Source organism: Cupriavidus basilensis (assembly GCF_000876015.1).
GTDB classification, from domain to species: Bacteria; Pseudomonadota; Gammaproteobacteria; order Burkholderiales; family Burkholderiaceae; genus Cupriavidus; species Cupriavidus basilensis_B.
Map to the genome: position 1 here is coordinate 45,234 of NZ_BBQM01000014.1, position 12,416 is coordinate 57,649.

Annotated in this window: 10 protein-coding genes; 9 read left to right on the forward strand and 1 reads right to left on the reverse strand. The window is 70.2% G+C overall.

Annotated elements, in window-relative coordinates; all coding sequences use genetic code 11:
* Positions 1 to 7 precede the first annotated feature (7 nt).
* From KF708C_RS12865 to KF708C_RS12905, 9 genes are all read left to right on the forward strand, one after another.
* On the forward strand, positions 8 to 1,672 hold the full coding sequence (locus KF708C_RS12865) for an ABC transporter ATP-binding protein (protein WP_156173811.1): 1,665 nt from the start codon (positions 8 to 10) through the stop codon (positions 1,670 to 1,672).
* Between the two features lie 44 nt (positions 1,673 to 1,716).
* Positions 1,717 to 2,979 carry a 4-aminobutyrate--2-oxoglutarate transaminase gene (gene gabT / locus KF708C_RS12870; protein WP_020202435.1) on the forward strand — a complete coding sequence of 421 codons (1,263 nt, stop codon included), beginning with the start codon at positions 1,717 to 1,719 and terminating at the stop codon, positions 2,977 to 2,979.
* A 61-nt stretch (positions 2,980 to 3,040) separates the two neighbouring features.
* Positions 3,041 to 4,507 carry an NAD-dependent succinate-semialdehyde dehydrogenase gene (locus KF708C_RS12875; RefSeq protein WP_059412079.1) on the forward strand — a complete coding sequence of 489 codons (1,467 nt, stop codon included), beginning with the start codon at positions 3,041 to 3,043 and terminating at the stop codon, positions 4,505 to 4,507.
* Positions 4,508 to 4,531: 24 nt separating this feature from the next.
* Positions 4,532 to 4,819: a cupin domain-containing protein gene (locus tag KF708C_RS12880; RefSeq protein WP_029043477.1), complete on the forward strand. Its 288-nt coding sequence runs from the start codon at positions 4,532 to 4,534 to the stop codon at positions 4,817 to 4,819.
* Positions 4,816 to 6,540, forward strand: coding sequence for a thiamine pyrophosphate-binding protein (locus KF708C_RS12885; RefSeq protein WP_059412080.1), 1,725 nt, complete (start codon positions 4,816 to 4,818; stop codon positions 6,538 to 6,540). Before KF708C_RS12880 ends, KF708C_RS12885 begins: the two co-directional genes overlap by 4 nt.
* Before the next feature lie 103 nt (positions 6,541 to 6,643).
* Positions 6,644 to 7,717 carry a histone deacetylase family protein gene (locus KF708C_RS12890; RefSeq protein ID WP_020202439.1) on the forward strand — a complete coding sequence of 358 codons (1,074 nt, stop codon included), beginning with the start codon at positions 6,644 to 6,646 and terminating at the stop codon, positions 7,715 to 7,717.
* Positions 7,718 to 7,739: 22 nt separating this feature from the next.
* A complete protein-coding gene (locus KF708C_RS12895) occupies positions 7,740 to 8,984 on the forward strand; it encodes a Zn-dependent hydrolase (RefSeq protein ID WP_059412081.1) in 1,245 nt (414 codons plus the stop codon).
* A 43-nt stretch (positions 8,985 to 9,027) separates the two neighbouring features.
* Positions 9,028 to 10,527 carry an aldehyde dehydrogenase gene (locus tag KF708C_RS12900; protein WP_059412082.1) on the forward strand — a complete coding sequence of 500 codons (1,500 nt, stop codon included), beginning with the start codon at positions 9,028 to 9,030 and terminating at the stop codon, positions 10,525 to 10,527.
* A 352-nt stretch (positions 10,528 to 10,879) separates the two neighbouring features.
* Entirely contained in the window at positions 10,880 to 11,833 is a 954-nt protein-coding gene (locus KF708C_RS12905) for a Bug family tripartite tricarboxylate transporter substrate binding protein (protein WP_059412083.1), read from the forward strand.
* Between the two features lie 47 nt (positions 11,834 to 11,880).
* Here KF708C_RS12905 and KF708C_RS12910 read toward each other — a convergent pair whose 3' ends face one another.
* Positions 11,881 to 12,354, reverse strand: a complete 474-nt coding sequence (locus tag KF708C_RS12910) for an aminoacyl-tRNA deacylase (RefSeq protein WP_020202443.1) — start codon at positions 12,352 to 12,354, stop codon at positions 11,881 to 11,883.
* Positions 12,355 to 12,416: the final 62 nt, after the last annotated feature.

Consider the following 12,416-nt stretch of genomic DNA (forward strand, 5'->3'; position numbering starts at 1 on the left):
CCAAAGGATGCCGCACATGCAATCACCTGACCAGAATCCCGCGCCGGCAGCCGTGCCGCTGCTGTCCGTGCGCGACCTCACCATCGCGCTGCCCGCCGGCGGCGACCGCCCGCACGCGGTCAGCGGCGTGACCTACGACCTGCACGCCGGCGAGATCCTGTGCATCGTCGGCGAGTCCGGCTCGGGCAAGTCGATGAGCGCCAACGCCATCATGGGCCTGCTGCCGCCCTACCTCAAGCCGCAGGGCGGGCAGATCCTGTTCAAGGGCCGCGACCTGCTGGCGCAGGACGAGAACACCCTGCTGTCGATGCGCGGCAAGGACATGGCGATGGTGTTCCAGGAGCCGCTGTCCGCGCTCAACCCGGTGATGACCGTGGGCGAGCAGATCGCCGAGGTGATGCGCGTGCACGGCGCCTATCCGGGCGAGGCGCGCCACCGCCGCGTGCTGGAACTGCTGGAATTCGTCGGCCTGCCCGACCCCGCCACGCTGACCCACAGCTATCCGTTCCGCCTGTCCGGCGGCCAGCGCCAGCGCGTGGTGATCGCGATGGCGCTGGCGCTCGAGCCCGCGCTGCTGATCGCCGACGAGCCGACCACCGCGCTCGACGTCACCACGCAGGCGCAGATCCTGGCGCTGATCAAGCGCATCCAGGCCGAGAAGGGCATGGGCGTGATGTTCGTCACGCACGACTTCGGCGTGGTGGCGGAGATCGCCGACCGCGTGGCGGTGATGGAAAAGGGCGTGCTGGTGGAGATGGGCACGGCGCAGCAGGTGCTCAACCACCCGCAGCATCCCTACACGCGCCGGCTCATCGGCGCCGTGCCGCACGGGCGCGCCAAGGAGCGCCAGGCGGACGCGGCCGAGACCGTGCTGGAAGTGCGCGACCTGCGCAAGACCTACGTCTCCGGCGGCGGCCTGTTCAGCAAGAAGCGCGTGGTCAACGCCGTGGACGGCGTGAGCTTTCGCGTGCAGCGCGGGCAGACGCTCGGCATCGTGGGCGAGTCCGGCTCGGGCAAGTCCACCATCGGCAAGTGCCTGCTCAAGCTGACCGGCATCGACGGCGGCGAGCTGCTGTTCGACGGCCAGGACATCGCGCGCCTGTCCGAGCGGCAGTTCCGCCCGCTGCGCAGCGACGTGCAGATGATCTTCCAGGACCCGTTCGCCTCGCTCAACCCGCGCCACACGGTGGGCCGCATCATCACCGACGGCCCGGTCGCCAACGGCGTGCCGCTGGCGCAGGCGCAGGCGCGCGGGCGCGAGCTGCTGCAACTGGTGGGGCTGGAGCCGTCCGCGTTCGACCGCTATCCCAACCAGTTCTCGGGCGGCCAGCGCCAGCGCATCGGCATCGCGCGCGCGCTCGCGCTGGAGCCCAAGCTGCTGGTGGCCGACGAATCGGTCTCCGCGCTCGACGTCTCGGTGCAGGCGCAGGTGCTGGAGCTGCTGGCCGACCTGCAGAAGCGCCTGAACATCGGCCTGATCTTCATCACGCACGACCTGCGCGTGGCCGCGCAGATCTGCCATCACGTGATCGTGATGCACAAGGGGCGCGTGGTGGAGTCCGGCCCGCCCGACCAGATCTTCGACGCGCCGCGCCACGAATACACGCAGCGCCTGATCGCCGCGGTCCCCGGCAAGGAATGGGACCCGACCCTGATCCGCGCGGCCGCCTGAACGCGGCGCGCACCAACCTGACATCAAAGACGGAGCAACGACAGATGAAGAACGCCGAACTGGTTCGCCGCAAGGACGCCGCCACCCCGCGTGGCGTGGGCGTGATGTGCAATTTCTACGCCGAGCGCGCCGAGAACTCGGAGATCTGGGACGTGGAGGGCAAGCGCTACATCGACTTCGCCGCCGGCATCGCCGTGCTCAACACCGGCCACCGCCACCCGCGCCTGGTCGAGGCGATCCAGCGCCAGCTCGGCCGCTTCACCCACACCGCGTACCAGATCGTGCCGTATGCCAGCTACGTCGAGCTGGCCGAGAAGATCAACCAGCGCGCGCCGGGCCGCTCGGCCAAGAAGACCGCCTTCTTCACCACCGGCGCCGAAGCCGTGGAGAACGCCATCAAGATCGCCCGCGCCGCCACCGGCCGCCCCGGCGTGATCGCGTTCTCGGGCGGCTTCCACGGCCGCACCATGATGGGCATGGCGCTGACCGGCAAGGTGGTGCCGTACAAGGTCGGCTTCGGGCCGTTCCCGGGCGAGGTGTTCCACGCGCCGTACCCGTGCGCGCTGCACGGCGTGTCGGTGGACGACTCGCTCAAGGCGCTGCAGCACCTGTTCAAGGCCGACGTCGATCCCAAGCGCGTGGCCGCCATCATCTTCGAGCCGGTGCAGGGCGAGGGCGGCTTCAACGTGGCGCCGCCGGCCTTCGTCAAGGCGCTGCGCGCGGTCTGCGACGAGCACGGCATCCTGCTGATCGCCGACGAGGTGCAGACCGGCTTCGGCCGCACCGGCCGCCTGTTCGCGATGGAGCACTACGAGGTGGCGCCGGACCTGACCACGATGGCCAAGAGCCTGGCCGGCGGCATGCCGCTGTCGGCCGTGTGCGGCCGCGCCGAGGTCATGGACGCGCCCGCGCCCGGCGGCCTGGGCGGCACCTATGCCGGCAACCCGCTGGCGGTGGCCTCCGCGCTGGCCGTGCTCGACGTGCTCGACGGCGAGCAGCTGATTCCGCGCGGCGCCGCGCTCGGCCAGCGCCTGGTGGCGCGGCTGGAAAGCCTGAAATCGCGCGTGCCGCAGATCGCGGAAGTGCGCGGCCTGGGCGCGATGGTGGCGGTGGAATTCCGCCGCGCCGACGGCTCGCCCGACCCCGAGTTCACGCGCGAGGTGCAGAACCGCGCGCTCGAGCAGGGCCTGCTGCTGCTGTCGTGCGGCGTGTACGGCAACGTGATCCGCTTCCTGTTCCCGCTCACCATCCAGGACGCGGTGATGGACGAAGGCCTGGACATCCTGGCCGACGTGCTCACGCGCTGACACCGGGCCGCATCCGCGCACCCTCCGGCACATCCACACCAACATAACGAGACAGAACATCATGCAACTCAAGGATTCCAGCCTCCTGCGCGCGCAGGCTTTCGTCGGCGGCCAGTGGCAGGACGCCGACAACGGCGCCACCTTCGCCGTCACCAACCCGGCCGACGGCGCGCTGATCGGCACGGTGCCGCTGATGGGCGCGGCCGAGACGCGCCGCGCCATCGAGGCCGCGCGCGTGGCGCAGGCCGCGTGGCGCCGCAAGACCGCGCGCGAGCGCGCCCAGGTCATACGCGCCTGGTACGACCTGATGATCGCCAACGCCGACGACCTCGCCGTGCTGATGACCAGCGAGCAGGGCAAGCCGCTGGCCGAGGCGCGCGGCGAGGCGCTCTATGCCGCCTCTTTCCTCGAATGGTTCGCCGAGGAAGCCAAGCGCGTGAACGGCGACGTGCTGGCCACGCCCGCGGCCGACAAGCGCCTGCTGGTGGTCAAGGAGCCGGTCGGCGTGTGCGCGGCCATCACGCCGTGGAACTTCCCGCTGGCCATGATCACGCGCAAGGCCGGCCCCGCGCTGGCCGCCGGCTGCGCGATGGTGCTCAAGCCGGCCGAGGACACGCCGCTGTCCGCGCTCGCGCTGGCCCTGCTGGCCGAGCGCGCCGGGCTGCCCGCCGGCCTGCTCAGCGTGGTGACGGGCGACGCCGCCAGCTCGATCGAGATCGGCGGCGAGCTCACCGGCAGCCCCGTGGTGCGCAAGCTCAGCTTCACCGGCTCCACCGAAGTGGGCCGCATCCTGATGCGCCAGTCGGCGCCGACCATCAAGAAGCTGTCGCTGGAGCTCGGCGGCAACGCGCCGTTCATCGTGTTCGACGACGCCGACCTCGACGCCGCCGTGGAAGGCGCGATGGCCTCCAAGTACCGCAACGCCGGCCAGACCTGCGTCTGCGCCAACCGCCTCTACGTGCACGACAAGGTGTACGACGCCTTCGCGCAGAAGCTGGTGGCCGCGGTGGAAAAGCTCAAGGTCGGCCACGGCCTCGAGCCCGGCGTGCTGCAGGGTCCGCTGATCAACCAGGACGCGGTGGCCAAGGTCGAGCAGCATATCGCCGACGCCGTGGGCAAGGGCGCGCGCGTGCTCTCGGGCGGCAAGCGCCACCGCCTCGGCGGCACCTTCTTCGAGCCGACCGTGCTGGCCGGCGTGACGCCGGCCATGCTGGTGGCCAGGGAGGAAACCTTCGGCCCGCTCGCGCCGCTGTTCCGCTTCGGCAGCGACCAGGAAGTCATCGACATGGCCAACGACACCGAGTTCGGCCTGGCCTCCTATTTCTACAGCCGCGACATCGGCCGCGTGTGGCGCGTGGCCGAGGCGCTGGAGTACGGCATGGTCGGCATCAACACCGGGCTGATCTCCAACGAGGTGGCGCCGTTCGGCGGCGTCAAGCAGTCGGGCCTGGGCCGCGAAGGCTCCAGCTACGGCATCGAGGAATACCTGGAAACCAAGTACCTGTGCATGGGCGGCGTGGATCGCTGACCGGCACACCTTCAGGAGAAACGCATGAGCAGACCCCAAGCCGTTCCCACCGTGCAGATCGACAACGACCGCGTGGCCGTCACCGAGTGGCGCTTCGCGCCGGGCGCCGAGACCGGCCATCACCGCCACGGCTACGACTACGTGGTGGTGCCGATGACCACCGGCGCGCTGCGGCTGGAGACGCCGGCCGGCGAGGTGGTCAGCCAGCTCGTGGCGGGCCGCGCCTACTACCGCGCGGCGGGCGTGGAGCACAACGTCATCAACGCGCACGAAGGCGAGTGCGTGTTCGTGGAAATCGAGATCAAGCGATGAGCGTATCTTCAACCCGGGCCGCCGCGCCGCGCGAGCGCAACGGCGGCCAGATCCTGGTGGAACAACTGCGCATCCAGGGCGTCCGGCGCGTGTTCCTGGTGCCGGGCGAAAGCTACCTGCCCTGCATCGACGCGCTGTACGACCACCAGGACGCGATCCAGCCGATCGTGTGCCGGCAGGAAAGCGGCGCCGGCTACATGGCGGAAGCCTACGGCAAGCTCACCGGCGAGCCCGGCATCTGCTTCGTCACGCGCGGGCCCGGCGCCACCAATGCCAGCATCGCCGTGCACACGGCGCACCAGGACTCCACGCCGATGATCCTGTTCGTCGGCCAGGTCGGCAACGACTTCAGCGAGCGCGAGGCGTTCCAGGAGATCGACTACCGCCGCATGTTCGGCCAGATGGCCAAGTGGGTGGCGCAGATCGACCGCACCGAGCGCATTCCCGAGTTCATCGCGCGCGCGTTCGCGGTGGCCACCAGCGGCCGGCCCGGCCCGGTGGTGCTGGCGCTGCCCGAGGACACGCTGTGGGGCAAGGCGGCGGTGGCCGACATGCCGCGCTACCAGCGCGCGCACGGCGCGCCCACGCCCGAGGCGCTGGGCGCGCTGGCCGGCCTGCTCGAGCGCGCCGAGCGCCCGTTCATGCTGGTGGGCGGCTCGGGCTGGAGCGCGTCCGCGCAGCGCCGGCTCGAAGCGTTCGCCGAGCGCTTCGCGCTGCCGGTGGGCGTGGCCTGGCGCCGGCTCGAGTGCTTCGACAACCATCACCCGAACTACGTCGGCCACGTTGGCTGGGGCATGGGCGAGGCGCTGCGCGAGCGCATCCGCGAGGCCGACCTGCTGATCGCCGTGGGCACGCGCATGGGCGAGGCCACCACCGAGGGCTACACGCTGGTGGAAAGCCCGCTGCCGCGCCAGAAGCTGGTGCACGTGTACCCGGACGCCAACGAGCTGGGCCGCGTGTTCCAGCCCGCGCTGCCGGTGGTGGCGGACGTGAACGCGTTCGCCGTCGCGCTCGACGGCCTGTCGCCCGCGCGCGAGCCGGCCTGGGCCGCGCGCACTCGCGCCGCGCGCCAGGAGCTGCTGGCCGCGCAGGAGCCCAAGGCCGCGCCCGGCAGCCTCAACCTGAACCGCGCCGCCTGCCACGTGCGCGACGTGCTGCCCGAAGACGCCTGCCTTACCGTGGGCGCCGGCAACTACGCGCTGTTCCCGCATGCGTACTACCGCTTCAAGGGCGTGGGCACCAGCCTGGCGCCGACGGTCGGCTCGATGGGCTACGGCCTGCCGGCGGCGATCTCCGCCAAGCTGGAGAACCCCGAGCGCACGGTGGTCTGCTATGCCGGCGACGGCTGCTTCCAGATGAACCTGCAGGAACTCGGCGTGGCCATGCAGTACCGGCTCGGCATCGTGATCCTGGTGTTCAACAACGGCATCTGGGGCACCATCCGCTCGCACCAGGAGCGCGAGTTCCCGGGCCGCACGATCGCGCTGGGTTTCGACAACCCCGAGTTCACCGAGCTGATCCGCGCCTATCGCGGCTACGGCGAGGTGGTGGACAACGACGCCGCGTTCGGCCCCGCGTTCGCGCGCGCGCGGGCCTTCGCCGCCCGGGAAAAGCTGCCGGCGCTGCTGGAGCTGCGCTACGACGCCGACGGCATCGCCCCGGGCGTGACGCTGACGGAGATCCGCGAAGCGGCGTTCGCGCGGCAGCGGGCGGCCGCCTAGCGCCTGGTGTCGCGCCCTTCTCCCGCGTCGTGGGAGAGGGGCGCGAACCGGCAGCCAACGCGTTTCACCAGGTTTCACCACGCTTCACCACGAACCCAACATCATGCGCGCCTTCTTCTCGGATGACCAACTGCTGCACCAGCCCCGCCAGTTCATGCGCGCGGGCCGCCTGTGCGAACCGACCGACGTGCCGGCGCGCGCCCATGCGCTGCAGCGCGCGCTGGCCGGGCGCGGCATCGCGCTGGCCGAGCCGGCCGATTTCGGCCGCGCGCCGCTGGAAGCCGTGCACAGCCCGGCCTATCTCGATTTCCTCGGCTACGCCTACGAGCGCTGGATGGCGCTGGCGCGGCCCGGCTTCGAGCCCGGCATCGAGGTGCTGCCGAATCTTTCGCCGTACTACAACGGCCGCGTGGACCAGCCGCGCCGCGCGCCGTGCCCGACCGATTCCATCATCGCGCAGGCCGGCTACTACCTCGGCGACCTGAGCGCGCCGCTCGGGCCGCAGAGCTGGCGCGCCATCCTGCGCTCGGCGCACAGCGCGGTGGCCGCCGCGCAGTACGTGTGCGAGCAGCAGCACCGCCAGGGCATCGCGTATTCGCTGTCGCGCCCGTCCGGCCACCATGCGCACAGCGACCGCGCGGTGGGCTTCTGCTACGTCAACAACTCGGCCATCGCCGCGGAGACGCTGCTCAAGCGCTTCGGCAAGGTGGCGGTGCTGGACGTGGACGCCCATCACGGCGACGGCACCCAGCAGATCTTCTACCAGCGCTCCGACGTGATGACGATCTCGCTGCACGCCGACCCGAGCGGCTACTACCCGTTCTACACCGGCTACGCCAACGAGCGCGGCTACGGCGCGGGCTACGGCTACAACCTGAATTTCCCGCTCGCGCACGGCACCGAGGACGACGGCTTCCTGGCCGCGCTCGACAACGCGCTCGACGCGCTGCGCGACTATCGCCCGCAGGCGCTGGTGCTGGCGCTGGGCTTCGATACCTACGTCCACGATCCCATCAGCGTGCTGCGCGTGGGGCTGGACGCCTACCGCGGCATCGGCGAGCGCATCAACGCGCTGGGCGTGCCCACGGTGGTGGTGCAGGAAGGCGGCTACGAGGTCGAGGCGATCGGCCCGGCGCTCGATGCCTTCCTGTCCGGCCTCGTCCCGGCGATGGCCTGAACCGAGAACAAGGAGACCCGACATGACCGCACTGAAGATCGACGGCGAGCGCCTGTGGCAGTCGCTGATGGACCTGGCCCGCATCGGCGCCACGCCGCGCGGCGGCAACGCGCGCCTGGCGCTGACCGCGCTCGACGGGCAGGGCCGCGACCTCGTGGCCGGCTGGATGCGCGACGCCGGCCTGACCGTGACGGTGGACCGCGTGGGCAATATCTTCGGCCGCCGCGCCGGGCGCGACGACAGCCTGCCGCCGGTGATGACCGGCAGCCATATCGACACCCAGCCCACCGGCGGCAAGTTCGACGGCTGCTTCGGCGTGCTGGCCGGGCTGGAGGTGATGCGCACGCTCAACGACCACGGCGTGCGGACCGAGGCGCCGCTGGAGCTGGCGATCTGGACCAACGAGGAAGGCACGCGCTTCGTGCCGGTGATGATGGGCTCGGGCGTGTTCGCCGGCATCTTCCCGCTGCAGACCGCGCTGGACGCCACCGACAACGAAGGCAAGCGCGTGGCCGACGAGCTGCGCGCGATCGGCTATGCCGGCGACGCCGAAGTGGGCGGGCGCAGGATCGGCGCGTATTTCGAGGCGCACATCGAGCAGGGCCCGGTGCTGGAAGACGCCGACAACGTGATCGGCGTGGTGACGGGCTCGCTGGGCCTGCGCTGGTACGACCTGACCGTGACCGGCATGGAGGCGCATGCCGGCCCCACGCCGATGCCGCTGCGGCGCGACGCGCTGTACGGCGCCTCGTTCATCGTGCAGGAAGTGGTGCGCATCGCCCATGACTTCGCGCCGCACGGGCGCGGCACGGTGGGCGTGATGACGGTGCATCCGGCCTCGCGCAACGTGATCCCCGGCGAAGTGAAGTTCACCGTGGACCTGCGCCACCAGGACGCCGGCCGCCTGGCCGAGATGGACGCGCGCCTGCGCGCGGCCTGCGCGGCGCTGGCGCGCGGCGAGACCACCGGCGCGCCGCTCGGCGTGAAGATCGAGGACGTGCAGTATTTCCCGCCCACGCCGTTCGCGCACGAGCTGGTGGGCCACGTGCGCGGCCAGGCCGCGGCGCTGGGCTACACGCACCAGGACATCGTCACCGGCGCCGGGCACGACGCGGTGTACATCGCCACGGTGGCGCCCACCGCCATGATCTTCGTGCCGTGCAAGGACGGCATCAGCCACAACGAGGTGGAGGACGCCCGGCCCGAGCACCTGGAAGCCGGCGCCAACGTGCTGCTAGGCGCGATGGTGGCGCAGGCCGGCGCGTAAGCGCCGCCATGCGCCTTCGTTCCACTTCAACCGCGGAAACATGATGAGTGAATTGCACGACCTCGCCTACTGGCGCCAGCGCGCCGCCACGGTGCCGATGCGCACCCAGGCCTACATCGGCGGCGCCTGGACCGACGCCGCCGGTGGCGCCACCTTCGAGACCCGCAACCCGGCCACGGGCGCGCTGCTGGCGCACGTCGCCGCGTGCGGCGGCGCCGACGTGGACCGCGCCGTGGCCGCCGCGCGCGCGGCCTTCGAGTCCGGCGTGTGGTCGCAGATGCCGCGCCGCGAGCGCAAGGCCGCGCTGCTGCGGCTGGCCGCGCTGATCGAGGCGCAGCGCGAGGAACTGGCGCTGCTGGAAACGCTCGACATGGGCAAGCCCATCGGCGACGCGCTGCTGTACGACATCCCCGAGGCCGCGCGCACCTATGCGTGGTACGCCGAGGCCATCGACAAGCTCTACGACGAGATCGCGCCGACCGACGGCAACACGCTGGCCACCATCACGCGCGAGCCGCTCGGCGTGGTGGCGGCGGTGGTGCCGTGGAACTACCCGCTGCTGATGGCGAGCTGGAAGGTGGCGCCGGCGCTGGCCGCCGGCAACAGCGTCATCCTCAAGCCGGCCGAGCAGTCGCCGCTGACCGCGCTGCGCCTGGCCGAGCTGGCCGGGCAGGCCGGCATTCCGGCCGGCGTGCTCAACGTGGTGCCGGGCCTGGGCGCGGAAGCGGGCCAGGCGCTGGGCCGCCACCCGGACGTGGACTGCATCGCCTTCACCGGCTCCACCGCCACCGGCAAGCGCTTCATGGAATACGCGGGCCAGTCCAACCTCAAGCGCGTGTGGCTGGAGTGCGGCGGCAAGTCGCCGCACATCGTGTTCGACGACTGCCCGGACCTGGACCGCGCCGCGCAGGCCGCCGCCGTGGGCATCTTCAACAACCAGGGCGAGATCTGCATCGCCGGCTCGCGGCTGTACGTGCAGCGCGGCATCTACGATGCGTTCATGGCGCGGCTGGAAGCGGCCGCGGCGCGCATGCAGCCCGGCGACCCGCTCGACCCGGCCTCGGCGGTGGGCGCCATCGTCGACGCGCGCCAGCTCGACCGCGTGCTGTCGTTCGTCGACGCGGGCCGGCGCGAAGGCGCGCGCCTGCGCCTGGGCGGGCAGCGCGTGCGCGGCGAGAGCGGCGGCTATTTCCTCGAGCCGACCATCTTCGAGTGCCCGTCGCAGTCGCTGTCGATCGTGCGCGAGGAGATCTTCGGCCCGGTGCTGGCCGTGACCGTGTTCGACACCGAGGACGAAGCCGTGCGCATGGCCAACGATTCGCCGTATGGCCTCGGCTCCGGGCTGTGGACCGCGAACCTGTCGCGCGCGCATCGCGTCTCGCGCCGGCTGCGCGCGGGCCTGGTGTGGGTCAACTGCTACATGGACGGCGACGTCACGGTGCCGTTCGGCGGCGTCAAGCAATCCGGCAACGGGCGCGACAAGTCATTGCACGCGCTCGACAAATACACGGACCTGAAGACCACCTGGATGCATCTGGGATGACGGGATTGATTTAAAGAAATTCGCTGAATCCATTCAGCCTGATTTACGGAAAATAGCAGGGCCGTATCGCGTGGCCGGGGCGTTCTCGTTGCCCGCCGTGCGGTACGGCCCTGCATTTTCCGTCTTGAAGCCCTCGAGGCCGATCGGAAATTCCATCGCAGTGCATGAAACGGAACCGATCATCCAACAGGGTGCATATTGCTCTGTAAACGGTATTGGAAATTATAAAAAAGCCATTTTTCAATGGCATGGCAATTGCTTGACTGATTCACACCCCGAGCCGGGACGATCCAATCTCCTAGAGGCAAGCCACACCATGCAAAATCCTTCATTCCAGAAACGACGCGCGGCGATGCTCGCCATCCTGCTGGGCGCCGCTGCGCCTTCGCTGTTCGCCCAGACCACGCGCGACTGGCCCACGCAGCCGGTGCGCATCGTGGTGCCGTTCCAGGCCGGCTCCGCCACCGACCTGATCACGCGCCAGATCGGCATCGGCCTGAGCAAGGAATACGGCCAGACCTTCGTGGTGGAGAACCGCCCCGGCGCGGCGGCCATGATCGGCAGCGAGGCCGCGGCGCGCGCGCCCGGCGACGGCTACACGCTGCTGATGTCCGGCCCCGCCTCGATGGTGACCAATCGCTTCCTGTACAAGAAGCTCAGCTACGATCCCGATGCGTTCGAGAAGGTCGCGGTGGTGGCCTACACGCCCAACATCCTGCTGTCCAGCCCGGACCTGCCGTTCAAGACGCTGCCCGAGATGATCGCCTACGCCAAGGCCAACCCGGGCAAGCTGACCTATGCGTCGTTCGGCGCCGGCACCACCTCGCACATGGCCGGCGAGATGCTCAAGGCGCTGGCCGGCATCGACATCGTGCACGTGCCGTACAAGGGCGCCGGCGACGCGATTCCCGCGCTGCTGTCGGGGCAGGTATCGATGTACTTCGACACCATCATGACCGGGCTGCCCTACGTGAAGGCCGGCAAGCTGCGCGCGCTGGGCGTGTCCAACAGCAAGCGCTCGCCGATGGCGCCGGACATCCCGACCATCGCCGAGCAGGGCTATCCCGGCTACGACATCGCGCCGTGGTACGGCATCGTCGCGCCCAAGGGCACGCCGGCGGACGTGGTCAACAAGCTCAACGTGTCGATCAACAAGCTGCTCAAGGACCCCGGCTTCCGCGAGAAGCTGGCGGCCACGGGCGCCGAGCCGCGCGGCGGCTCGGTGGCGGATTTCAGCGCGATGGTGGGCGCCGAGATCCCGCGCACGGAGAAGCTGGTCAAGCAGTCGGGGATCAGCCTGCAGTAGCGCGGCGAAAGGCTCGCCGCGCGCGCGGCGGGCCTGCATTCGCCGGCCTACATCATGTGGCGGGAAAAGCGGCCGTGCTCGGCGCCGGCCATCAGTTCGGTGAACTGCTCGCAGCTCATGTGCACCAGTTGCTGGTGGTCGCCGGCCTCGAAGAACACTTCGGGCTGGGCCAGCAGGCTGTCGTCGAGGTAGGTGTGCATGCCGTACGCCATCGCCACGGGCGGGATGGCGCCGAAGTCGCAGTCCTTGAAGACTTCGCGGATCTCGTCCTCCTGCGCGAGGATCAGCGTGCGCCCGGTCTGCGCGCACAGCGCCGACAGGTTCAGGTGATGCGTGGACGGGATCACCACGGCCACGTAGCCGATCTCGTCTTCCAGCAACAGGGTCTTGGCCAGGCGGTCTCCGGGAACGTGCGCTGCCTCGGCAGTGGCCATGCTGCTGAGGGTGTAGGGATGGCGGATGGTATCGAAACGGCTGTTCCTGCTGTTCAGGCAATTTGCCAGGGTGGTAGCCAAGGCCATGATGCGTCTCCTTCGCTGTACGTTGCAGTCTGGGCCGGGGGACCCCTGCGCTTCCTACTATA